Consider the following 23,630-nt stretch of genomic DNA (forward strand, 5'->3'; position numbering starts at 1 on the left):
GGTGTGTGCGGACCATCTCCGCGGCCGGGCGGCGGACGCTGGTCCTTGCGGGCGGGACAGGGGCGCAAGGGGCCCCAGGACGCCGTACACACCCGGGGACAGCGCGGCGCGGAGAGCAGCGTCACACCTCGTGGTGGTGTCGAGAATGGCCGATAACCCCCCGCTCATCTCACCTTGCGGCATAGCGTCGGAGCGGACCGGAGACCCCGGGCCGTGGCGTCGAGCCGCAAGGGAAGACACCGTACTTCCTTCTACGTCACGCAACGGCGCGCGACAGGAGTCAGAGGACAATGCAGACCAAGCTGGACGAAGCCAAGGCCGAGCTGCTCGAGAGGGCGGCGCGGGTCGCTGAGAACAGCCCGGTCGGGGGGTACCTACCGACTGGGACGACGAGCGAGGGCACTGCGGGCACCCCGGACCATGACGCCCTCCTCGCGTTCCTCCAGCGCTACTACCTGCACACCGCCCCGGAGGACCTCAAGGACCGCGACCCGGTCGATGTCTTCGGAGCCGCTCTCTCCCACTACCGGCTCGCCGAGAACCGGCCGCAGGGAACCGCCAACGTCAGGGTCCACACGCCGACCGTCGAGGAGAACGGCTGGACCTGCAGCCACTCCGTCGTCGAGGTCGTCACCGACGACATGCCCTTCCTCGTCGACTCCGTCACCAACGAGCTGACCCGCCAGGGGCGCGGCATCCACCTCGTCGTGCACCCGCAGGTGCTGGTGCGCCGCGATGTGACCGGCAGGCTCATCGAGGTGCTGGGCGGCGTGCACTCCGGTGTTCTTCCGCACGACGCGCACGTCGAGTCGTGGATCCACGTCGAGATGGACCGCGAGACCGACCGCGCCGACCTCAAGCAGGTCACCGCCGACCTGCTGCGGGTCCTCTCCGACGTCCGGGAGGCCGTCGAGGACTGGGAGAAGATGCGGGACTCGGCGCTGCGGATCGCCGACGGTCTCGTCGAGGAGCCCACACCCGGCGATCTTGCCTCCGCCGACGTCGAGGAGGCGCGGGAGCTGCTGCGCTGGCTCGCCGCCGACCACTTCACCTTCCTCGGCTACCGCGAGTATCAGCTCCGTGAGGACGACTCCCTCGCGGCCGTGCCCGGCACCGGCCTCGGCATCCTGCGCGCCGACCCGCAACACGCCGGTGAGGACGCCCACCCCGTCAGCCCGTCGTTCGAGCGGCTGCCCGCCGACGCCCGCGCCAAGGCCCGTGAGCACAAGCTGCTCGTGATGACCAAGGCCAACAGCCGGGCCACCGTGCACCGGCCGTCGTACCTCGACTACGTCGGGGTGAAGAAGTTCGACGCCGAAGGGAACGTCGTCGGGGAGCGCCGCTTCCTCGGACTGTTCTCCTCGGCCGCCTACACCGAGTCCGTGATGCGGGTCCCCGTCGTGCGGCGCAAGGTCGAGGCCGTCCTGACGGGTGCCGGGTTCTCGCCCAACAGCCACGACGGACGCGACCTGCTCCAGATCATGGAGACCTACCCGCGCGACGAGCTCTTCCAGACGCCGGTCGACGAACTGCGCTCCATCGTCACCTCGGTGCTGTACCTGCAGGAGCGGCGCAGGCTGCGGCTGTACCTGCGGCAGGACGAGTACGGGCGCTACTACTCGGCGCTCGTCTACCTGCCCCGCGACCGCTACACCACCGGCGTCCGGCTGCGGATCATCGACATCCTCAAGGAGGAGCTCGGCGGCACCAGCGTCGACTTCACCGCCTGGAACACCGAGTCGATCCTGTCGCGGCTGCACTTCGTGGTGCGGGTCGCGCCGGGCACCGAGCTGCCCGAGCTGTCCGAGTCCGACAAGGACCGCATCGAGGCCCGTCTCGTCGAGGCCGCCCGGTCCTGGGCGGACGCGTTCTCCGAGGCGCTCACCGCCGAACTCGGCGAGGAGCGGGCCGCCGAGCTGCTGCGCCGCTACACCAACGCCTTCACCGAGGGCTACAAGGCCGACCACACCCCGCGCGCCGCGGTCGCCGACCTCGTCCACCTCGAACGGCTCACCGAGGAGCAGAACTTCTCCCTCAGCCTGTACGAGCCGGTGGGCGCCGCGCCCGACGAGCGCCGCTTCAAGATCTACCGCAAGGGCGACGCGATCTCCCTGTCGGCGGTGCTGCCGGTGCTGAACCGGCTCGGTGTCGAGGTGATCGACGAGCGGCCGTACGAGCTGCGCTGCTCGGACCGGTCGGTGTCCTGGATCTACGACTTCGGGCTGCGCATCCCCAAGGCGCTGGGCGGCGGCACCACCGATCTGCTCGGCGACGACGGCCGTGAGCGGTTCCAGGACGCGTTCGCCGCGACCTGGACCGGCCAGGCGGAGAACGACGGGTTCAACGCGCTGGTGCTGGGCGCCGGGCTGAACTGGCGGCAGGCGATGGTGCTGCGCGCCTACGCCAAGTACCTGCGGCAGGCCGGGTCCACGTTCAGCCAGGACTACATGGAGGACACCCTCCGTACGAACGTCCACACCACCCGGCTCCTGGTCTCCCTGTTCGAGGCGCGGATGTCGCCGGGCCGGCAGCGGGCCGGGCTGGAGATCGTCGACGCGCTCCTGGAGGAGCTCGACGCGGCGCTCGACCAGGTGGCCTCGCTCGACGAGGACCGGATCCTCAGGTCCTTCCTGACGGTCATCAAGGCGACCCTGCGCACCAACTTCTTCCAGACCGGCAAGGGCGGCACGCCGCACGCGTACGTGTCGATGAAGTTCGACCCGCAGGCCATCCCTGACCTGCCGGCGCCGCGGCCGGCGTTCGAGATCTGGGTGTACTCGCCCCGCGTGGAGGGCGTGCACCTCCGGTTCGGGAAGGTCGCGCGCGGCGGTCTGCGCTGGTCGGACCGCAGGGAGGACTTCCGCACGGAGATCCTCGGCCTGGTCAAGGCGCAGATGGTGAAGAACACCGTCATCGTGCCGGTCGGCGCCAAGGGCGGCTTCGTCGCCAAGCAGCTCCCCGACCCGGGCGTGGACCGCGACGCCTGGCTCGCCGAGGGCATCGCCAGCTACCGCACCTTCATCTCGGCGCTGCTCGACATCACCGACAACATGGTCGCCGGGGAGGTCGTGCCGCCGGCCGACGTCGTACGGCACGACGAGGACGACACCTACCTGGTGGTCGCCGCCGACAAGGGCACGGCGACGTTCTCCGACATCGCCAACGAGGTCGCCGGGTCGTACGGCTTCTGGCTGGGGGACGCGTTCGCCTCCGGCGGCTCGGCCGGCTACGACCACAAGGCGATGGGCATCACCGCCCGCGGCGCCTGGGAGTCCGTGAAGCGGCACTTCCGCGACATGGGCGTCGACACCCAGGTCGAGGACTTCACGGTCGTCGGCATCGGTGACATGTCCGGTGACGTGTTCGGCAACGGCATGCTGCTGTCCGAGCACATCCGCCTGGTCGCCGCCTTCGACCACCGGCACATCTTCATCGACCCCGACCCGGACGCCGCGACCTCCTACGCCGAGCGCCGCCGTCTGTTCGAGCTGCCGCGCAGCTCCTGGGCCGACTACAACGCCGACCTGATCTCCGCGGGCGGCGGTGTCTTCCCCCGGACGGCGAAGGCGATCCCGGTCAACGGGCACATCCGGCAGGCCCTCGGCATCGAGGCGGGCGTCACCAAGCTGACCCCGGCCGACCTGATGAAGGCGATCCTCTCCGCGCCGGTGGACCTGCTGTGGAACGGCGGCATCGGCACGTACGTCAAGGCGAGCACCGAGTCGAACGCGGACGTCGGCGACAAGGCCAACGACCCGATCCGCGTCGACGGCCAGGACCTGCGGGTCAAGGTCGTCGGCGAGGGCGGCAACCTCGGGCTGACCCAGCTCGGCCGGATCGAGTTCGCCCGCCAGGGCGGCCGGATCAACACCGACGCCATCGACAACAGCGCGGGCGTGGACACCTCCGACCACGAGGTGAACATCAAGATCCTGCTCAACGGGCTGGTCACGGACGGCGACATGACCGTCAAGCAGCGCAACAAGCTGCTCGCCGAGATGACCGACGAGGTCGGCGCGCTGGTCCTGCGCAACAACTACGCGCAGAACACGGCGATCGCCAACGCCCTCGCCCAGTCCAAGGACATGCTCCACGCCCAGCAGCGCTTCCTGCGCCACCTGGTGCGCGAGGGCCACCTGGACCGGGCGCTGGAGTTCCTGCCGACCGACCGGCAGATCCGTGAGCGCCTCGGCTCCGGCCACGGCCTGACCGGCCCGGAGACGGCCGTCCTGCTGGCGTACACGAAGATCACCGTCTCGGACGAGCTGCTGCAGACCTCCCTGCCGGACGATGCGTACCTGCGCGGTCTGCTGTACGCGTACTTCCCGACCGCGCTGCGCGAGCAGTTCCCGGAGCACATCGACAGCCACCCGCTGCGCCGTGAGATCACCACGACCGTGCTGGTCAACGACACGGTCAACACGGGCGGTACGACGTATCTGCACCGGCTGCGCGAGGAGACGGGGGCCTCGCTGGAGGAGATCGTGCGGGCGCAGTCCGCGGCCCGGGCGATCTTCCGGTCGGCGCCGGTGTGGGACGCGGTGGAGGAGCTGGACAACACGGTCGAGGCGGCCGTGCAGACCCGGATCCGGCTGCACTCGCGCCGGCTCGTCGAGCGGGGCACGCGCTGGCTGCTGAACAACCGGCCGCAGCCGCTGCAGCTCGCCGAGACGGTGGACTTCTTCGCCGAGCGGGTCGAGCAGGTCTGGTCGCAGCTCACCAAGCTGCTGCGCGGCGCGGACCTGGAGTGGTGGCAGAAGATCTACGACGAGCTGACCGGGGCCGGTGTGCCGGACGAGCTGGCGACGCGGGTGGCCGGGTTCTCCTCCGCGTTCCCGGCGCTGGACATCGTGTCGGTGGCCGACCGGACGGGCAAGGACCCGCTGGACGTCGCGGAGGTCTACTACGACCTCGCGGACCGGCTGCACATCACCCAGCTCATGGACCGCATCATCGAGCTGCCGCGGGCCGACCGCTGGCAGTCCATGGCCCGCGCCTCCATCCGTGAGGACCTCTACGCGGCCCACGCGGCGCTGACCGCGGACGTCCTGGCCGTCGGCAACGGCACCTCGACGCCCGAGCAGCGGTTCAAGGCGTGGGAGGAGAAGAACGCGGCGATCCTGGGCCGGGCGCGGACGACGCTGGAGGAGATCCAGAGCTCGGAGACGTTCGACCTGGCGAACCTGTCGGTGGCGATGCGGACGATGAGGACGCTGCTGCGGACGCATTCGTAGGGAACGGCGAAGGGGGCGCCTCCCACCGGGAGGCGCCCCCTTCGTGCTGGGCTCAGAGCGTCGCGGCCGGCTTGGGAGCGGGCGTGGCGGCCGGCTTCTTCGGGGCCGGCTTCCTCTTGGCCTTCGGGTCGCCGCTGAACTCCTCGTAGGCGTCCATGACCTCCTCGGTCGGCCCGTCCATCTTCAGCTCGCCGCGCTCCAGCCACAGCACGCGTTCGCAGGTCTCGCGGATCGAGCTGTTGCTGTGGCTGACGAGGAAGACGGTGCCGGCGTGCTCGCGCATCTCGCGGATGCGGTCGGCCGACCGCTTGCGGAACAGCGCGTCACCGGTGGCGAGGGCCTCGTCGATGAGGAGGACGTCGTGGTCCTTGGCGGCGGCGATGGAGAACCGCAGCCGCGAACCCATGCCGGAGGAGTACGTGCGCATCGGCAGGGAGATGAAGTCGCCCTTGTCGTTGATGCCGGAGAACTCGACGATCTGCTGGTAGCGCTCGCGGATCTGCTCCTTGGACATGCCCATGGCCAGGCCGCCGAGGTAGACGTTGCGCTCGCCCGTCAGGTCGCCCATCAGGGCCGCGTTGACGCCGAGGAGGGAGGGCTGGCCGTCGGTGTAGATCCGGCCGCGCTCGACCGGCAGCAGACCGGCGACCGCCTTGAGGAGGGTCGACTTGCCGGAGCCGTTGGTGCCGATCAGGCCGATGGCCTCGCCCTTGTGGGCGACGAAGGAGACGTTCTTCACGGCGTGCACCAGCCGGGTGCCGGCCGCCTTCTCGGTCTGCTTGCGGCGCAGGATGCGGTTGAGGGCCGCGGTGGCGCTGCCGCGGCCGCCGCCGGTGCCGTTGACCCGGTAGACGATGTCGACGTGGTCGGCGATGACGGTGGGGGCCCGCTCGTCGGCGCGGTCGAAGGGCTCGGTGCGGGGGGTGTTGTCAGCCACGGCCGTACGTCTCCTCAGCCTTCCAGAAGTAGATGAAGCCGCCGACGCCGGCGAGCAGCGCCCAGCCGGTCGCCCATGCCCACACGTGGGGCGGCAGCTGGCTCGCGTGGAAGCTGTCGATCAGCGAGAAGCGCATCAGGTCGATGTAGACGGCGGCGGGGTTGGCGCGCAGCACGTCGGTGACCCAGGCCGGCCAGTCGGTGTGCTTGCTGAGCAGCTTGTCGATGCTCCACATCACACCGGACACGTACATCCAGGTGCGCAGCACGAAGGGCATGAGCTGGGCGATGTCGGGGGTCTTCGCGCCGGCCCGGGCCATGATCAGCGACACGCCGGCGTTGAAGACGAACTGGAGCAGCAGCACGGGGACGACCAGGACCCAGGACAGCGCCGGCGGCACGCCCATGACGAACAGGATGACCAGCAGCGCGGCCATCGAGAACAGCAGCTGCTGGAGCTGCTGGAGGCAGTACGAGATCGGCAGCGCGGCCCGGGGGAAGTGCAGGGCCCGCACCAGGCCGATGTTGCCGGAGATGGCCTTGGTGCCCGACATGATCGAGCTCTGGGTGAACGTCCACACGAACACGCCCGTGACCAGGAAGGGGATGTAGTCCGGGACGCCCTTCTTGGTCCCGAGCAGCAGGCCGAAGATGAAGTAGTACACGGCCGCGTTCAGCAGGGGGGTCATCACCTGCCAGATCTGGCCCAGCTTCGCGTCGCTGTACTGCGAGGTGAGCTTGGCGGTGGCGAAGGCGGTGATGAAGTGGCGGCGTGCCCACAACTGGCGGATGTACTGGGGCAGGGAGGGGCGGGCACCGCTGACCGCGAGGCCGTGACGGGCGGCGAGGGCCGCCAGGTCGTCGTCGGGGGGTCCGGCCTGTGTCGGCGGTGTGTGGAGTACCTGGCTCACATCCGCTGCTTTCACTCGGGGGGTGGGGGTGCGTGTGCGGCCGCTGTGGCTGCACTCTGCCGTCGCCCGGCGTTCTCTTACGTTTCTCTTCACGTTTTCTTACGTCGGGACGGGACCGTATCGTCGCAACGTGAGCGTAGGCCTATTCGACGTCGGAACGCAACCGTTTCGTCGTAACGCCCTATGCTGGACGGCATGACGACGAACGCGACGAACGCAGGCGAACCGCAGGCGAAGCCGCGCCGCCGGGCTCCCGCGGGCGCGGCCGTGCTCCGCGAGGATGTGACGGAAGCCATCCGGGCGGCCGTGTTCGAGGAGCTCGCGACCGTCGGCTACGCGCGCATGTCCATCGAGGGCATCGCCCGGCGCGCCGGGGTCGGCAAGACCGCGGTGTACCGGCGCTGGCGCTCCAAGCTGCACCTGGTCCTCGACCTCGTCTCGGCGCTCGCCGTGCAGGGCCTGCCGGCGCCGGAGACGGGCAGCCTGGAGGGCGATCTGCGGATGCTGTACGAGCTGACGTCCCGGGCGCTGCGGCATCCCGCGGCCTCGCAGATCATCCCCGACCTCCAGGCCGAGGCGGCCCGCAACCCGGAGATCGCCGAGGCGCTGCAGAAGGCGCTGAGGGAGGGGCAGGAGGGCGTCGCGCTGAAGATCGTGGCGGCGGCGGAGCAGCGCGGCGAGGTCCGGACGGGCCTCGACGACGAGCTGGCGCTCGACCTGATCTCCGGTCCGCTTTACTGGCGTTCGGTGGTGATCCGCAGTCCGAAGCTGCCCAAGGGATATCTGGGCGCGCTGGCGCGGGCCACCGCGGAGGCGATCAAGGCGCTGTGACCGGAGAACTCCGGGCGCCGTGACGGGAGTCGAGGTGGCATGAGAGTCGTGTTGGCCGAGGACAACGCCCTGCTCAGGGAGGGCCTCGTCCTGTTGCTGACGTCGGCCGGGCACGAGGTGGCTGCCGTCGCCGGCTCCGGCCCCGAGATCCTGCCGGCGCTGCTGGAGCACCGTCCCGACGTGGCCGTGCTCGATGTGCGGATGCCGCCGGGCTTCCGTGACGAGGGGCTGCGGGCCGCCCTGGAGGCGCGCGGGAAGATCCCCGGCCTCCCGGTCCTGGTCCTCTCCCAGTACGTCGAGGAGTCCTACGCGGCCGAACTGCTCGGCGGCGGCGCGAACGGCGTCGGCTATCTGCTGAAGGACCGGGTGGGCCGTGTCGACGAGTTCCTCGACGCCCTGGAACGGGTCGCCGGGGGCGGTACGGCCCTCGACCCCGAGGTCGTCACCGAGCTGCTGACCCGCCGCAAGGACTCCCCGCTGGACCGGCTCACCCCGCGCGAGCGGGAGGTCCTCGAGCTGATGGCCGAGGGCCACGACAACACCACCATCGCCGGCACCCTCGTCATCACCGAGCGCTCGGTCAGCAAACACATCGGCAACGTCTTCCTGAAGCTGGGCCTCCCCCCGAGCGACAGCGGCCACCGCCGGGTGCTCGCGGTACTGGCCTACCTCAACAACGCCTAGGGGGTGTTTCGAAACACCCCCTGGCCGACCGCTCAACGAGCCAACGCGCACCGCCGCGGCCGTCGGCGCGCCGCCCGCGGTGGACCCGACGACACACCCGACGGCACGCGCGATGGCGGTCCTCCCGCCGGCCCACGGGGTCGGCCCGCCTACACCCCGGCCGCTTCGGGATGCAGCCGCAGCCAGCCCTCCCAGGCCGAGGTGATCATGTCGTGGACGTCGTGGACGGCCTTCCAGCCCAGTTCGGTGGCGATGCGGTCGGCGGAGGCGACCACCCGGGCCGGATCGCCGGGGCGGCGGGGGGTGACCGTGGGGGGCCGGTGGTGGCCGGTGACGGCGGTGACCCGGTCGATCATCTCCCGGACCGAGACGCCCTCGCCGCGGCCGACGTTCAGGGTGAGGGCGCGGCCGGGGGAGGTCCGCAGGGCGTGCGCGGCGGCCACATGGGCCTCGGCGAGGTCGGCGACATGGATGTAGTCACGGACGCAGGTGCCGTCGGGGGTGGGGTAGTCGTCGCCGAAGACACGGGGCGGGGCGTTCTCGGTGAGTCTTTCGAAGATCATCGGGATGAGGTTGAACACGCCGGTGTCGGCGAGGTCGGGGGAGGCCGCGCCCGCCACGTTGAAGTAGCGCAGGCAGGCCGTGGCGAGGCCGGTCGAGCGGCCCGTCGCGCGGACCAGCCACTCACCGGCCAGCTTCGTCTCGCCGTACGGGGACATCGGCACGCACGGGGTGTCCTCGGTGACGAGGCCGACGTCCGGCGTGCCGTACACGGCGGCCGAGGAGGAGAACACGAAGGAGCGGACACCGGCCGCGGTGACCGCCTCCAGGAGGACCCTGAGGCCCTCCACGTTCTCCCGGTAGTAGTGCAGGGGCCGCTCCACCGACTCGCCGACCTGCTTCTTCGCCGCGAGATGGACGACACCGGTGACCGCGTGCTCGGCGAGGGCGCGGGCGACCCGCTCCCCGTCCAGGGTCGAGCCGGTCACCAGCGGCACCCCCTCCGGGACGCGCGCGACGACGCCGGTCGACAGGTCGTCGTACACCACCGCCCGCTCGCCCGCCGCGGTCATCGCGCGGACGACGTGCGCCCCGATGTAGCCGGCGCCGCCGGTGATCAGCCACGTCATGTCGGAGACTCCCCCAAGTCGGCCGGCCGGTGCGGTGCGTTTCGTCCGCGATCGGCCTGTTCGTCTCACAGTGAAGCAGGCGTACGGCTCTCCCGCAGAGTCTGTGGACAACTCCCGGCGCGCTGGGGGGCGCGCGCGGTGGTCGCGCGCCACAGGCGGACGTAGGACAGCACGGCCGCCGCGAGCAGCAGGCCGTTGCGCAGGACCATCAGCCCGGTGCCGGTCCAGGTGCACTCGATGACCTTGCCGTACTCGACCGGGAAGATCACGGCGCTGAGCGCGGTCGACGCGAGGATCAGCGCCGTCACCGCGCGCTGGGTGGTGTGCCGGGAGCTGAGGCAGACGGCGGCCAGGCCCACCAGCCAGATCATGTACTGCGGGCTGATCACCCGGCTGGTGACGGTGAACAGCAGGACCGCGCTCAGCGCGGCGTCGAAGGGCACGGCCTCGGTCCAGTGCCGGGCGCGGACCCGCCACAGCAGGAGCAGGCCGAAGGCCACGGCGGTCAGGGCGAGCGAGGCGTGCGCCACGCTGGAGACGTACGGCCCGGTGAACTCCATCGCGCCGTACCGGTAGCGGACCTCGCCCGGCCATCCGGCGTGGGTCGCGAGCGAGAGCAGGGTGCCGCCGAGGGACTCGATCTGCACGCCCCTGCCGCCCTGCTGGCGCACGAAGGCGAGCGGATTGCGGAACGCGAACACCAGGAGCAGGAACAGCGAGGCGCCGGTGAGCGCCACCGACGACCACACCGACCGGGAGTCGCGGCCCCGCCGCACGCCCACCAGCACCAGCGCCGGCCACACCTTGACCAGCGCCCCCGCGGCCGCGAACGCCCCGCACGCGCGCGTGGAGCGGGCGAGCGCCAGCAGGGAGATCACCGCGAGCGCCGTGACCTGCACGTCGTAGCGGGCGAACGGGACGCGGACCAGCAGGGGCAGCCCGCCCACCCAGACCGCCGCCCCGGCCAGGGTGCGGCCGGGGCGGGTGCCCGCGCGCGCGAGCGCGCAGGCGACCGCGGCGTCCGAGAGGACCGTGAGGGCGACGAACGCCTCGAAATACGTCCACCACGGCAGCACGCCCGGCGACAGCAGGACGGGACCGGCACCCGGCGGGTACTGCCACAGGGTGTCGTGCGCGGGGAAGGCGCCGTGCGCGAGGACGCCGTACCAGTGGTGGTACAGGTGCCACACCTCACGGCCCACCCGGCCGCCCAGGATTCCGAGGGAGTCGTGGGCGAGCAGCCACAGCATCAGGGCGCGGGAGGCCAGCCAGGCGGCGGCGAGGCCGGCGAGAAGGTGACGACGTCTCATGACGGCGGATCGTAAGGCGCCCGAATGCCTCTTTAGTTAAGATACTCCGTCAATAGCCAAGAAGCGGTACTAAATCCAACAAAATGGGGTCCGTGGACAGCGTGAACACGGGCGGTGCGGCGGACGGGGGACGGGCGGCGGCCGGGGAGGGCGGGCCGTCGTGGCGGGGGGCGGGGGCGGTGCTCCTTCCCGCCGGTGTCATGCTCGCGCTCGGTCTGTGGGGGCTCGACCGGGGCGGCATGTGGCGCGACGAGGCGGTCACCTTCCAGGTGGCGCGGCGCTCGGTGCCGCAGATCTGGCGGCTGCTGCACGGTGTGGACGCCGTCCACGGCCTGTACTACCTCCTCCTGCACGCCGTCCTCGCCGTCCGCCCCGGCGAGACCGTCCTGCGGCTGCCGTCCGTCGGCGCGGCGGCCCTCGCCACGGCCCTGGTCGCGGCGCTCGGCGCCCGGCTGGCCCGGCCGCGCGTCGGTCTGTGGGCGGGGCTGCTCTACGCGGTCACCCCGCTGGTCGGCCACTACGCGCAGGAGGGCCGCTCCTACGCGCTCGTCTGCGCGGGAGCGGCCGGGGCGGCCCTGCTGCTCGTCCGGGCGCTCGACGGGCGCCCCTGGTGGCCGTACGGCGTCGTCCTCGCCCTGACGTGTCTGCTGCACGAGCTGGCGGTGCTGCTGGTGCTCGCCCACGCCGTGACGCTCCTTCACGCGCGCGTGGGAGCACGGACCTGGGCGCGCTGGGGCGCGGCGGCCGGTGCGGCGGTGCTCGCGCTGTCCCCGCTCGCCCTCGTCTCGCGGGCCCAGGCCGGGCAGGTGGCGTGGCTGCCCCGTCCGGACACGGGCACGGCGGAGCGGCTGCTGCACGCCTTCCTCGGGACGGACGGGCCGGTCTTCTGGACCTGTCTGCCGCTCGCGCTCGCCGCCCTGCCGGGCCCCCGCCGGCTCACCCTCACGGCGGTGGCCCTGCCCTGGGCCGTCCTGCCTCCGCTGGCCCTGCTCACGGTCTCCCAGCTCCGCCCGATGTACGACGACCGCTATGTGCTGTACGCCCTCGCGGGGGTACCGCTCCTGGTGGCGGCGGGCGCGGACCGGCTGCTCGGGGGGAGGTCGCCGCTGGTCCCGCTCGTGGGAACCCTGGCGGTCGCCCTCGCGTTCACCCACCACCTGCCCCTGTACCGCGAGGACCGCACGCTCCGCGGCCGCCCCGACACCTTCGCCGCCGTCTCCGCGCTGGCCGCGCGCGAGGTGCGGCCGGGGGACGCCGTGGTGTTCCTGCCGAGCATCGGGCGGCGGGCGAAGGTGGCGCGTCCGGAGGGCTTCCGGACGGCGCGGGACGTGGCGCTGACGGCGTCCGGGCCCGCCTCCGGCACGCTCTACGGCCGCGAGCGGGGCGCCGCCGAGCTGCGCCGCGAGCTGCTCGCGCTGGACCGGCTGTGGGTGCTGGCCGAGCCGTACGCCCTGCGCTCCCGGTGGTACCCGCGCAACCCGACCGAGCGGGTCAAGCTGGCCGTCGTGACGGAGGAGTTCGTACCGGGCGGGCCCGGACGCGTCTTCGTCCGCGACGGTGTCACCCTCGGTCTCTACATCCGCCGTCCGGCTGCCGCCGAGCCTCCCCCGGCTGCTCCTCCAGTGCCGCCGCGTCCAAGGACTCGGTGAGCTGGTCGAGGCGTTCCCTCAGCTCGGTGATCTCTTCCAGTCGGAACCCGGTCGCCGAGACGATCCGCCGGGGCACCTGCAGGGCCCGCTCCCGCAGGGCGGCGCCCTCCTCGGTGAGCCGGATCTCCACCGAGCGTTCGTCGCGCGGGCTGCGCTCCCGGCTCACCAGGCCCGCGGTCTCCAGCCGTTTGAGCAGTGGGGAGAGCGTGCCGGAGTCCAGGCGCAGATGCTCGCCGAGCTTCTTCACGGGCAGCTCGCCCTGCTCCCACAGCACCAGCATCACCAGGTACTGGGGGTAGGTCAGCCCGAGCTCCTTGAGGATCACGCGGTAGACACCGTTGAAGGCACGCGAGGCGGCGTGCAGGGAGAAGCAGATCTGGCGGTCCAGGCGCAGCCAGTTCTCCGAGGGGACGGGGGCCGCGAGAGGGGTCGACGTCGGGGTCATGCCTCCAGGGTAGCCCCGGCGAGCCATTTAGTTGTGCACAATTGAATTGTGTGCTTCACTTATCTCCGTGAGCGGCCCGGACACGAGCAGTGACCGGACCGGCCACCCCCCGTCACAGACTTCCGAGAGGGATGGTTCATCCATGGACGCGCTCTACACCGCCGTCGCCACCGCCACCCACGGCCGCGAGGGCCGTGCCGTCAGCAACGACGGCAGGATCGACCTCGCGCTCGCCATGCCGGTGGAGCTGGGCGGCAACGGTCAGGGCACCAACCCGGAGCAGCTCTTCGCCGCCGGTTACGCGGCCTGCTTCGGCAGCGCTCTCGGCCTCGTCGGCCGCCAGGCGAAGGTCGACGTCTCCGACGCGGCCGTGACCGCCGAGGTCGGCATAGGCAAGGAGGGCGAGGGCTTCGGCCTGAAGGTGACGCTGCGCGTCGAGCTCCCGGACACCGTGGACGAGGCGACCGGCCGCAAGCTGGTCGAGACCGCCCACCAGGTCTGCCCCTACTCCAACGCCACCCGCGGCAACATCGAGGTCGACCTCGTCATCGAGTAGTCCGCGCCGGGCCGCCGGGCCACCGGATCGAGGCCTCCCGAGGGATCCGCCACTCGCGCGACCCCCTCGGGAGACCTCATCCCACCCGCGCCAGCACCTCCCCCGTCCGCCGGCTCCACGCCACCACCACGGCCTCCTCGGGCACCGGGTGCCAGCGCGTCAGCAGCAGCCAGCGGACGCGGTAGCGGCGGGCGATCGCCGTCCGCTCGGCGCGCGTCGAGCCGGGCGCGAGATACGCCCGTACGTCCGCGAGCCGGCGCAGCCTCGCCCGCTCGTCCAGCGCCGCGTCCGGCCAGGCGGGCGCGGCGAGGTTCGGTCCGTACCCGGCGATCGCGTGCACGGCGAAGTACCCGTCGGTGATCACCACCTCCCCGGGCCCGATGTGCCCCGCCGCCCAGTCGTACGCCGGCCAGCGCGGCGGCTGGTCGAAGCCCACCGGATCCAGCGCCCGCGGCACGACCGCCCCCGCCTGCACGGTCAGCAGCCCCAGACACGCCCCGGCGGCCGCCACCGCGCCCAGCACCCGCCGCCCCGCGCCCCACGGCCGGGGCGCCGCCAGCTCCACCGCCAGCGCGAACTGCGGCGGCACCAGCGTCAGGCCGAGGATCCGCCCGTAGGTGTAGTGGCCGCTGACGAACCCGTACGCCACCACCAGGCAGTCCAGGACGAACATCAGCACCAGCGGATCGCGCGCCGAGCGCCGCACCCGCGCCCCGAGCGCCGGCAGCCCCAGCAACGCCAGCCAGAAATGACCCGTCAGGTCGTCGTACAGCCGCCGGTGCATCCCGTCCACGCTGCCGTCCCCGGCCAGCGCGAACACGTCGAAGTACGGCCATCCGGCCGCGAGCAGCAGCGCCGCGCCGACCGTCACCGTCCACCGGACCGCGACCGCCGGACGCCACCCGCGCTGCCGGCCCAGGACCACCGCGACACCGCCCGTCACCGCCGCCACCGCCGTGATCGGATGCACCAGCAGGACCACCCCGTACAGCGCGCCGACCCCCGCGTACCCGGTGAAGCCGCGCAGCCCGTCCGGGCCGACGTACCGGACCCGGCGTTCGTCCCGCGCGCGTGCCGCCGTCAGCGACCACGCCCAGAAGGACAGCCCGATCGCGAAGGTGGACGGATAACCGAGGTTGCCGGTCATCGACATCAGGCCCAGATACCCGCTCCACCAGGCGCGTTCCGTGCCCCACAGCAGGGTCATCGCGCCGAGCGCCAGCACCGGCGCCCACGGTCTCGGCGTCAGCGCCCGCACGAAACGGCCGACACCGGTCAGCAGCACGACCAGGTTCACCGGCCCGGCGACCCGCAGCACCTCCCACCCCGTCAGGCCGGTCAGCCGGGCGAACACGCCCTCGGCCACCGCGTACGGCGAGTAGTAGGGGCTGCCCGCGCCCGGCAGATCGGCCATCGGATGGCGCGGGTGCAGCAGACCGGCCTTCAGACGCTCGACGACCGCCGCGTGCACCCCCGCGTCGCAGCACAGCGGCACCCGCCAGAACGCCAGCGTCGTCACCGTCCAGAACAGGAGACCGAAGACCTGGTACGGGCTCGGACGCCACACCCGCCGGCCGCGCAGCGCCCCGGCACCGCGCGCCGGACGCCGGATCAGGACACCGGCGCTCACCGGGCGGAGACCGAAAGGCGGCAGAAAGGGGCAAAGATGCGCATGATGGGCATTGGCCGTATCTTCCCGCCCGCATCGGCGGCCTTGCCGACTGTCACCCGGGAGAGTGAGCCCGAACGGAGTCGTGCCCCTCGCCGGAGTCCTGCGCCGGCAACGCGATCCGCGCCCGCAGCAGCACCGACTCCAGCAGCAGCGGCAGCCCCAGCACCGGCAGCAGCCACGCCAGCACGATCAGCCGGTCACCCCAGATGGTGATGTCCGGATGCCCGGCCTGGGTGAGGACCCCGGTGAACGCGGCGGCCACCACGAACACCCCCGCCGGCCGCCGCGCCCGCCACACCCCCCACGCCCCCGCCGCCAGCGCCCCGGCGAACAGCGGCTCCCAGAGCTGACGACGGGTCCACTCCACCCAGAAGTTGAGCTGAAGGTGCAGGAACTCCGGCCACACGCGCGTGCGGTCCGGCCGGGAGAAGTGACCGGTCAGCAGATCCTGCAGGCTCTCCGACTCCGCCGGATAGTGCAGCAGCCGGGCCAGCAGCACCGTCCCCAGCGCCCCGCCGCAGCCCACCGCCGTCACCGCGAGCACCCCCCGCCCCGGCTCCCGCCCTGCCCGCCGACGCCGTACGGCGACCAGCGCGCCCGCGCCCGCCAGACACAGCCCGAGGAACAGCGCCTGCGAGTGCTTGACCGTGAACAGCGCGGCCAGCGCGCCCCCCACCAGCCACAGCCCCTCCCGCACCCGCCGCGCCTCCCCGTCCAGGGCCAGCGCGCACCCCCACACCGCGGCCAGCGTCAGCGCCAGCAGCAACCCCTCGGTCATCGGGCGCATCGCGGTCGTGCCGCACGGCAGGACGTAGTACAGGCCCTGGCCGGTCAGACACAGGGGGGCCGGCGCGCGCAGGGTGCGCAAAATCAGGAAGACCAGCACCCCGCCCGCCACCGTCACCGCGACCCCCGCCAGCCACAGCCCCCACGTCACCCCGAACAACGTCAGGAACGGCAGCAGGAACAACGGATAGCCGGGCCGCGCCTCGAAGATCCGCATGAAGCGCTCCGGCATGAACGGCACGGTGTGCCCGCCCACCTGACCCGCCCTCAGTCGCGCCTCGACCGCGCGCCCCTCACGCTTCCGGCACTCGGCCAGCACCCGGGCGGACGGATCCGGCCGGTGGAAGCGGACCACGTCCACGCTCTGCCGCCGCGCCGCGATCGCGGCGCCGCTGCGGCAGGCGTAGTCGATGGCGGTGGCCGCCGCCTCCCGCTGGGTGTCCCCGCGCAGACTCAACGCGTACGACAGGTAGTTCTTGGTGTCCGGGGTGTCCCGGCCGGTGACGTTCGCGAGCTGGAGCACCGCGAACACACCGGCCAGGACCAGCAGCCAGGCACGCGGCCCTCCGGGGCGGACTTTCGTCACATGACGGATTTCGAAGACATGAGGGATTTTCACGGCATCCGGCCTATCACGCAGGCCCGCCGCTCAGGTCGACGCGAGCTCCTCGTGCGCCGCGCTCGGCCCCGGCACCCGCGCCGCCCCGACGTCCGGGAACTCCTCGCCCAGCAGCAGCCGCCGTACGACCCGTTCGGCGGCGCGCCCGTCGTCGTACGTGCAAAAACGCGCCCGGAAGGCGGCCCGCCGCCGGGTGGACTCCTCGTCCCGCCAGCCGCCCGAGGTCAGCAGCCGGGCCAGCTCGCCGCAGGAGCGCGAGACATGGCCGGGGGCCTCGGCGGTGATGTCGAAGTAGGCGCCCCGGCTCGCCGTGTACGCCTCCCAGTCGTCGGCGTGCACGACGATCGGCCGGTCCAGGTTGGCGTAGTCGAACATCAGGGCCGAGTAGTCGGTGACCAGCACGTCGGAGGCGAGCATGACGTCCTCGACGTGCGGTTCGTCCGTCGCGTCGACGAGGACCCCGCGCCGGTGCAGATCCGCCAGGCCCATCCCGCGCGCGTGCCCGGTCGCCAGCGACGGGTGCAGCCGTACGACGAGGGTGTGGCCCTCGCCCAGCTCGGCGGCGAACCCGGCCAGGTCGATCCGGTCGACGTGCCCGCCGCGGACGTACTCCCGGCGGGTCGGCGCGTACAGCACCACCGTGTGCCCGGCCGGGACGCCCAGCCGGGCCCGCACCGCCGCGCCCGCCCCGGCGTCCGCGCGGACCAGCACGTCGTTGCGCGGGCTGCCCGTCCGCGCGGAGGCGAAGTGGCACGGGTAGGCCCGCTCCCACACCAGCTCCGAGTACCGGTTGGCGACCAGGCTGTGGTCCCAGCGGTCGGCGCGGCGCAGCATCTGCGGCACGTCCACCCCGAACCGCGCCCCCGGCCGGTCCAGCAGATCGGCGGCCATGTACTTCAGCGGGGTGCCCTGGTGGGTGTGGATGTGGACGCTGCCGGGGCGTTTGGCGAGCGCGCCCGGCCAGTTGACGTTGTTGACGAAGAAACCCGCCCGCGCGGTCACCCGCCGGTACGCGGGCGAGTCGAGCAGGACGTGCTCGACGCCCTCCGGGAGCCGCGCGGCCGTCTCCTCGTCGCGCACCACCCACACCCCGCGCAGCTGGGGGGCGATCTCGCGTGCCGTGCGGTAGATCGCGCCGGGGTCGCCCAGCACGCCCCGGTGCGAGAACGCCGAGTACACGACCAGCTCCGGGTCGATCGGCCGACGGGCGCGCACCCCGTCCACCACCCGCCCCGCACGCGCTCCGGCCGCCCGGCGTACGAGGGTCCCGCGCCGCGCCAGCTCCCGCCCCACGCGCCCCGCCTGCCGCCGCGCCCGGTACGCCGCGTACCCGCCCTCCAGCACCCGCAACTCCCGGGGCACCGGTGCGCCGCCGGGCCGGTGGGCCCGGAACATCTCGGCCGTACGGCGGAAGAACTCGCCCTTGTCGGAGGGCGGCAGCCGGTCCGGCTTGGCCAGGATGTCCAGGCAGTGCTCGCCCATCTTGCGGTGCAGATAGGGCCGCCAGGCCGCCAGCTCGGGGCGGGAGTCGACGAAGGCGAAGACCCGCTCGTACTGGTCGTGGATGGCGAAGTGCTTGCGGCTGGTGGTGGACAGGATGTTGCCCTGGCGGCGCTGGCGGTAGTTCAGACAGATCCGGTCCAGCGTGGCGATCCGCTCCGCGCTGAGCATGACCGGGAACGTCCAGGGCGTGTCCTCGTAGTAGCCGGGCGGGAAGGCGAAGCCGTTGCTCTCGACGAAGTCGCGCCGGTAGACCTTGTTCCAGACGACCATCAGCAGGTCCAGGATCTCGGGGTGCCCGGCCGCCGTGAAGGTGCCGTCGCCGACCTCCGTCAGGACGTGCGCGAGGGCGTTGCGGCGGGTGCCGCCCCACCAGTAGGTGCGCGCGTAGTCGAACACCAGCACGTCCGGGTCCCCGGACTCGGCGAGCCGGTCGGCCATCGCGCGCAGGGCGCCCGGGGTGAGGGTGTCGTCGCTGTCCAGGAAGAACAGGTAGTCGCCGGCCGCGTGCGGCATCCCCGCGTTGCGCGCGCGGCCGAGGCCCACGTTCTCCGGCAGGTGCAGCACCCGGACCCGCTCGTCGCGGTCCGCGTACTCGTCGAGGATCGCACCGCAGCCGTCGGGCGAGCGATCGTCGACGGCGATCACCTCGAAGTCCGCGTACGACTGCGAAAGGAGCGAGTCGAGACACTCGCGCAGGAAGCCCTGCACCTTGAAACAGGGGACGATGACGCTGAAGCGGGGCACTGCGGGGGTCAGCTCCTTACGAGGGTGGCGGCGGCCGGGGCCGGGACGCGGTCGGCGAGCGGCAGTACGGGCTCGATCGCCTCCGGGGGCTCGCCGAGCAGCACCCGGCGCACCACGCGCTCGGCGGCCCGGCCGTCGTCGAACTGGCAGAAACGGGCCCGGAAAGCGGCCCTGAGCTCCCCGGACGCGGCCGAGGCGTACGAGCCGTCGCGGAACACCCGCGCCAGCTCCTGCGGGGTGCGGGCCACCGGTCCCGGCGGGGCCGCCATCAGGTCGAAGTACACGCCCCGCGTCTCGCGGTAGACGTCCCAGTCGTCGGCGTACACGACGATCGGCCGGTCCAGGTTGGCGTAGTCGAACATGATCGACGAGTAGTCGGTGATCAGCGCGTCGGCGGCCAGACACACGTCCTCCGAGGAGCGGTGGCCGGTGACGTCGAGGATCCGGCCCGTCCCCCGGGCGAGGCCCACGTCGTAGAAGTAGTGGGCGCGCAGCAGGACGACGACGTCCTCGCCGGCCGCCTCGCAGAACGCCTCCAGGTCCAGGCCGCTGTCGAAGCCCGTCCGGTAGTCGCGGTGCGTCGGCGCGTACAGCACGGCCGTCCTCCCCTCGGGGACCCCGAGTTCCCGCCGGATCCGGGCCACGTCCTCGGCGGTCGCCGTGTAGAAGACGTCGTTGCGCGGATAGCCGTACTCCAGCTGCTCGTAGCGGCCGGGGAAGGCGCGCTCCCACATCTGGGTGGAGTGGGTGTTGGAGGAGAGGTTGAAGTCCCAGCGGTCCACCCGCCCGAGCAGCTTGGTGAACGAGCCGCTCGCCGCCGCCACCACCGGGTACGTCGACTGGTCGACGCCCATCTTCTTCAGCGGGGTGCCGTGCTGGGTCTGCACATGCACACTGCCCTCCCGCTTGACCACGCCCTCCGCGAAGTTGGCGTTGTTGACCAGGTACTTGGCGCGGGCCAGGACCTGCCAGGCGCGGCGGCTGCCGATCACGGCGTGCTCGACGTCCTTCGGCACGGTGTGCGCCTGGTCGGGCTCGACGAGGAACACCGAACGGATGTGCGGGGCGAGTTCGGCGGCCTTGGCGTGGATCGCGGCCGGACTGCACGCGTAACCCCGGCCCCAGTAGGCGCAGTACACCGCCAGGTTCGGGTCGATACGGCGGCGCAGCTGACGCCGGTAGAACAGACGGGTGCGCAGCCCTCGGGGGCGCGGGAGGATCCGGGCCGCGGCCGACAGGCTCCGGTTGGCGCCGCGCAGCGCACGGAACGCCGTGTACGCGCCCGCCGCGAGGAGCCGGTGCTGCACCCCGACGCTCCCGCCCGGCCTGCGGAAACCGGCCGGGCGGTAGCGGCGGTACAGCCGGCCCGCGCGGCGGAAGAACGCCCGGCGACCGCGGGCCGGAAGCCGCCTCGGGTGCGCGGCCGTCTTGAGGACGAGGGCGAACAGCTGCTCGAACAGCGGGCCCGACCGGTCGGCGGACAGACCGCGTTCGGCGGCCGCTCCCAGCACCTGCTCGACGCGGTCCAGCAGGTCGGCGTGGTGGGCGCCCGGCAGGTTGAGGCGGCTGCCCTGCCGGCGCAGCAGATGCCGTACGACGACCGAGCGCAGGACGGCGATCCGGCCGGCCCGCAGGGTGACCGGGCCGGCGAAGCCGATGTCGGTGAAGGGGCCCTCGGGGAAGGTGAGCCGGTGCTCGGCGAGGAACGCGCGGCGGTAGGCGGCGCTCCAGGCGGGCAGCTGCACCCCCGTGATCCGGGGCGCCTCGGCCGGGGCGAAGGCGCCCTTCGGTGTCCTCGCCAGCAGCGGGGCCGCCGGGTTGGTCGGCTCGCCCTCCCACCACGGGGTCCGCTCGTGTTCGAAGTACACGACGTCCACCTCGCCGGTGGCGGCGAGCCGGGCGTCCAGCGCCGCCAGCGCGCCCGGCGCGAGGGTGTCGTCGCCGTCGAGGAACAGCACGTACGCCCCGTGCGCCGCCCGCAGCCCGGTGTTGCGCGCCCCGGCCAGGCCCGCCGACGGCGGCGACTCGACCGGCGTCACCCGCGCGTCCCGCTCGGCGTACCCGGCGGCGAGCCCGGCCGCCGGGGCGTCCGGCGCGTCGCAGACCGGGATCAGCTCGAAGTCGCCGAAGGACTGGGCGAGGACGGAGTCCAGCGCCAGGGACAGCCGGCCCGCGACCCCATGGGACGGGACGATGATGCTGAAGCGGGGCATACTGCTCTTTCTCTGTCGGGCGTTCGGTGCCGGTGTGTTCGTCGGGCAAACGGCGTTCAGCGGCCGTCGGTGACGGGGTGCGAGCCGGAAGGCTGCGGTACGGCGGAGAGCGGGGGGTGCCCCGAGGCAGCCGCCGAGGGCACGGGCCGGCGCTCGGCGAGCGGCACCACCGGCGGCAGATGCGTCTCGCCCAGCACGATCCGGCGGACGACCCGCTCGGCGGCGCGTCCGTCGTCGTACGGGCAGTACCGCTCGCGGAACCCGGCGCGAAGCTGCGTCGAGCGGGAGCCGCGCCAGTGGCCGGTGGCGAAGATGTCGATCAGCTCGTCCTCGCTGCGGGCCACCGCGCCCGGCGGCAGGGCGCGCAGGTCGAAGTAGACGCCGCGGGCCGCCCGGTACGCCGCCCAGTCCTCGTCCGGGGCGTGCACGACGATCGGCCGGTCCAGGTTGGCGTAGTCGAACATGATCGACGAGTAGTCCGTCACCAGGGCGTCCGAGGCCAGACACAGCGACTCGACGCTGGGATGGTCGCCGACGTCGATGACACCGGGCGCGCGCGGCGCGAGGACGGCGCCCTGCCAGTGGTGCGCGCGGGCCAGCACCACGAAGCGCGGCCCCAGACGGCGCAGGACGCGCTCCAGGTCCAGGGCCGGGTGCTGGGTGCGCAGGTGGTCGCGGTGCGTCGGCGCGTACAGGATCGCGACCGTGTCACGGGGGATGCCGAGGGACTCGCGCAGCCGGGCCACGTCCGCCGCCGTCGCCCGCTGGAAGACGTCGTTGCGCGGATAGCCGTACTCCAGGGTCCGGTACCGGCCCGGGTAGACGCGCTCCCAGGTCAAGGTGGTGTGGCGGTTGGCCGACAGCACGTAGTCCCACTTGTCGACCCCCCGCAGCAACTCCTCGAAGTCCATGTCGCGGGCGGCCGCCGGACGCTCCTGGAGGTCCAGGCCCATGTGCTTGAGGGGGGTGCCGTGCTGGGTCTGCACGAAGACCTGGCCGGGCCGCTTGACCAGCCGGCGGTCGAAGTTGACGTTGTTGACGAGGTACTTGGAGCGGGCCAGCGCCGTCCAGTAGGCGGCCGTGCCGGGGGTGAGCGGACGCGGGCCGGGAGGGATCGCCCGCCGGTGTTCGGGGCGGGCGATCCACGCGGTCCGCACCTCGGGCGCGAACGTGCGGAACGCGGCCTCCAGCGCACCCGGGTTGCAGCTGTGCCCGCGCCCCCAGGACGCCGCGAACACCGCCCGGTCGGCGCGCAGGGGCAGCCGTAGCTGGACGCGGTAGTGCGCCTGGAGCACGGCGGCCCGCAGCGCGCGGGCCAGCTTCACCGCGACCTTCACGGTGCGCCGGCGCAGGGTCATCGCCGCCTGGAGGGCCCGGTAGGTGCGGTGCAGGCCCAGCTGGACCAGGGCGTGCCGCAGCCGGGCGCGCAGCGGCACGCCGGTGCCCGGGGTGAGGTAGCGGCGGTAGTGGGCGCGGGCCCGGCGCAGGAACTCGGCGCGGGCGGCGCGCGGCAGCCGGTCCCGCTTGCTGAAGATCGTCGTGAAGTGGTCGACCATGCGCCGGAACAGCACCGGCCGCCACCGGGCGAGCTCGGGCCGCTCCTCGAGGAACGCGAAGACCCGGTCGTACTGCTCGAAGACGTCGAAGTGGCGGCGGCTGGTGGTGGACAGGATGTTGCCGCGGCGGCGCTGGCGGTAGTGCACACAGACCCGGTCGAGCGTCGCGATCGACTCCGCCGCCATCAGCGCCGGGTACGTCCACGGGGTGTCCTCGTAGTAGCCCGGTGGGAAGGTGAGGCCCGCACGTTCGACGAACTCCCGTCGGCAGGCCTTGTTCCAGGCCACCATCAGCAGCCGGAACAGCCCCGGGCGGTCCTCCAGGCGGAACGGCGCGGGGCCCTCCTCGCTCAGCAGGTCAGCGACCTTGTTGCGTTCGGCCGCGCCCGTCCAGTAGGTGCGCGCGTAGTCGTAGACCAGCACATCCGGCTCGCCGGTCTCCTTCAGCCGGTCGGCGATCGCGCGCAGGGCGTCCGGGGTGAGGGTGTCGTCGGAGTCGAGGAACAGCAGATAGTCGCCGACCGCCACCCGCATCCCGGCGTTGCGGGCCCGGCCAAGCCCCACGTTCTCCGGCAGGTGCACCGCGCGCACCCGTGGGTCGCGGACCGCGAACTCGTCGATGATCTCCCCGCAGGCGTCCGGCGAGCAGTCGTCGACGGCGATCAGTTCGAGATCGCTCCAGGACTGCGACAGCACCGATTCGAGGCACTCGTGCAGATACGCCTGAACCTTGTACGCGGGGACGATGACACTGAACCTGGGCAAGGCACATCCATGGGTCGGCGCGGACAGGGCCTTGCCCGGGAACGGCCGATGGAGTGAATCGGTTACGGTTCGTACGGCATTCGGGG

At 72.5% G+C, this 23,630-nt stretch carries 15 protein-coding genes; 5 read left to right on the forward strand and 10 right to left on the reverse strand.

Going from position 1 to position 23,630, the window contains the following annotated elements:
* The first annotated feature begins 290 nt into the window (after window positions 1–290).
* On the forward strand, window positions 291–5,234 hold the full coding sequence (locus tag OG852_RS29295) for an NAD-glutamate dehydrogenase (RefSeq protein WP_330349446.1): 4,944 nt from the start codon (window positions 291–293) through the stop codon (window positions 5,232–5,234).
* Between the two features lie 52 nt (window positions 5,235–5,286).
* On the opposite strand, the gene OG852_RS29300 is transcribed toward OG852_RS29295, so the two are convergent.
* Both OG852_RS29300 and OG852_RS29305 read right to left on the reverse strand, forming a co-directional pair.
* Window positions 5,287–6,171, reverse strand: a complete 885-nt coding sequence (locus tag OG852_RS29300; RefSeq protein WP_330349447.1) for an ABC transporter ATP-binding protein — start codon at window positions 6,169–6,171, stop codon at window positions 5,287–5,289.
* Window positions 6,164–7,081: an ABC transporter permease gene (locus OG852_RS29305; protein ID WP_133914945.1), complete on the reverse strand. Its 918-nt coding sequence runs from the start codon at window positions 7,079–7,081 to the stop codon at window positions 6,164–6,166. The genes OG852_RS29300 and OG852_RS29305 overlap by 8 nt, the downstream gene beginning before the upstream one ends.
* A gap of 183 nt (window positions 7,082–7,264) precedes the next feature.
* Between OG852_RS29305 and OG852_RS29310 the strand changes: the two genes are divergently transcribed.
* Window positions 7,265–7,912, forward strand: a complete 648-nt coding sequence (locus OG852_RS29310) for a TetR/AcrR family transcriptional regulator (RefSeq protein WP_208117249.1) — start codon at window positions 7,265–7,267, stop codon at window positions 7,910–7,912.
* A gap of 39 nt (window positions 7,913–7,951) precedes the next feature.
* Window positions 7,952–8,596: a LuxR C-terminal-related transcriptional regulator gene (locus OG852_RS29315; RefSeq protein WP_133914947.1), complete on the forward strand. Its 645-nt coding sequence runs from the start codon at window positions 7,952–7,954 to the stop codon at window positions 8,594–8,596.
* 149 nt (window positions 8,597–8,745) lie between these two features.
* Here OG852_RS29315 and galE read toward each other — a convergent pair whose 3' ends face one another.
* Window positions 8,746–9,726, reverse strand: a complete 981-nt coding sequence (gene galE / locus OG852_RS29320; protein WP_330349448.1) for a UDP-glucose 4-epimerase GalE — start codon at window positions 9,724–9,726, stop codon at window positions 8,746–8,748.
* Between the two features lie 65 nt (window positions 9,727–9,791).
* The gene (locus OG852_RS29325; protein WP_330349449.1) at window positions 9,792–11,036 is read right to left on the reverse strand and encodes a glycosyltransferase 87 family protein; all 1,245 of its coding nucleotides are present in this window, start codon (window positions 11,034–11,036) and stop codon (window positions 9,792–9,794) included.
* A 92-nt stretch (window positions 11,037–11,128) separates the two neighbouring features.
* Here OG852_RS29325 and OG852_RS29330 point away from each other — a divergent pair, with 92 nt between their 5' ends.
* Complete coding sequence (locus OG852_RS29330; RefSeq protein ID WP_330349450.1) at window positions 11,129–12,685, forward strand: glycosyltransferase family 39 protein; 1,557 nt, start codon at window positions 11,129–11,131, stop codon at window positions 12,683–12,685.
* On the opposite strand, the gene OG852_RS29335 is transcribed toward OG852_RS29330, so the two are convergent.
* The gene (locus OG852_RS29335; RefSeq protein WP_330349451.1) at window positions 12,597–13,130 is read right to left on the reverse strand and encodes a MarR family winged helix-turn-helix transcriptional regulator; all 534 of its coding nucleotides are present in this window, start codon (window positions 13,128–13,130) and stop codon (window positions 12,597–12,599) included. The genes OG852_RS29330 and OG852_RS29335 overlap by 89 nt on opposite strands.
* A 142-nt stretch (window positions 13,131–13,272) precedes the next feature.
* Here OG852_RS29335 and OG852_RS29340 point away from each other — a divergent pair, with 142 nt between their 5' ends.
* Window positions 13,273–13,686 (forward strand): organic hydroperoxide resistance protein, encoded by a 414-nt coding sequence (locus OG852_RS29340; protein ID WP_133914951.1) that lies wholly within the window; start codon window positions 13,273–13,275, stop codon window positions 13,684–13,686.
* A 76-nt stretch (window positions 13,687–13,762) separates the two neighbouring features.
* Here the strand turns inward: OG852_RS29340 and OG852_RS29345 are convergent, their stop codons facing one another.
* The 5 genes from OG852_RS29345 to OG852_RS29365 all read right to left on the reverse strand — a co-directional run bounded on the left by OG852_RS29345 (window position 13,763) and on the right by OG852_RS29365 (window position 23,544).
* Window positions 13,763–15,316, reverse strand: a complete 1,554-nt coding sequence (locus OG852_RS29345) for a hypothetical protein (RefSeq protein ID WP_133914952.1) — start codon at window positions 15,314–15,316, stop codon at window positions 13,763–13,765.
* A 94-nt stretch (window positions 15,317–15,410) separates the two neighbouring features.
* Window positions 15,411–16,694 carry a hypothetical protein gene (locus tag OG852_RS29350; RefSeq protein WP_330351519.1) on the reverse strand — a complete coding sequence of 428 codons (1,284 nt, stop codon included), beginning with the start codon at window positions 16,692–16,694 and terminating at the stop codon, window positions 15,411–15,413.
* 99 nt (window positions 16,695–16,793) lie between these two features.
* Window positions 16,794–19,010 (reverse strand): bifunctional glycosyltransferase/CDP-glycerol:glycerophosphate glycerophosphotransferase, encoded by a 2,217-nt coding sequence (locus OG852_RS29355; protein WP_330349452.1) that lies wholly within the window; start codon window positions 19,008–19,010, stop codon window positions 16,794–16,796.
* Window positions 19,011–19,018: 8 nt separating this feature from the next.
* Entirely contained in the window at window positions 19,019–21,223 is a 2,205-nt protein-coding gene (locus OG852_RS29360; RefSeq protein ID WP_330349453.1) for a bifunctional glycosyltransferase/CDP-glycerol:glycerophosphate glycerophosphotransferase, read from the reverse strand.
* Window positions 21,224–21,279: 56 nt separating this feature from the next.
* Entirely contained in the window at window positions 21,280–23,544 is a 2,265-nt protein-coding gene (locus tag OG852_RS29365) for a bifunctional glycosyltransferase/CDP-glycerol:glycerophosphate glycerophosphotransferase (RefSeq protein ID WP_330349454.1), read from the reverse strand.
* Between the last annotated feature and the right edge of the window lie 86 nt (window positions 23,545–23,630).

Source organism: Streptomyces sp. NBC_00582, from assembly GCF_036345155.1.
GTDB lineage: Bacteria > Actinomycetota > Actinomycetes > Streptomycetales > Streptomycetaceae > Streptomyces.

Bases quoted from the DNA above. Each gene is read 5' to 3' on its own strand.
- OG852_RS29335 (WP_330349451.1), bottom strand. From the start codon at position 13,130: ATGACCCCGACGTCGACCCCTCTCGCGGCCCCCGTCCCCTCGGAGAAC.
- OG852_RS29315 (WP_133914947.1), top strand. From the start codon at position 7,952: ATGAGAGTCGTGTTGGCCGAGGACAACGCCCTGCTCAGGGAGGGCCTC.
- OG852_RS29360 (WP_330349453.1), bottom strand. From the start codon at position 21,223: ATGCCCCGCTTCAGCATCATCGTCCCGTCCCATGGGGTCGCGGGCCGG.
- OG852_RS29340 (WP_133914951.1), top strand. From the start codon at position 13,273: ATGGACGCGCTCTACACCGCCGTCGCCACCGCCACCCACGGCCGCGAG.
- OG852_RS29325 (WP_330349449.1), bottom strand. From the start codon at position 11,036: ATGAGACGTCGTCACCTTCTCGCCGGCCTCGCCGCCGCCTGGCTGGCC.
- OG852_RS29295 (WP_330349446.1), top strand. From the start codon at position 291: ATGCAGACCAAGCTGGACGAAGCCAAGGCCGAGCTGCTCGAGAGGGCG.
- OG852_RS29310 (WP_208117249.1), top strand. From the start codon at position 7,265: ATGCTGGACGGCATGACGACGAACGCGACGAACGCAGGCGAACCGCAG.
- galE (WP_330349448.1), bottom strand. From the start codon at position 9,726: ATGACGTGGCTGATCACCGGCGGCGCCGGCTACATCGGGGCGCACGTC.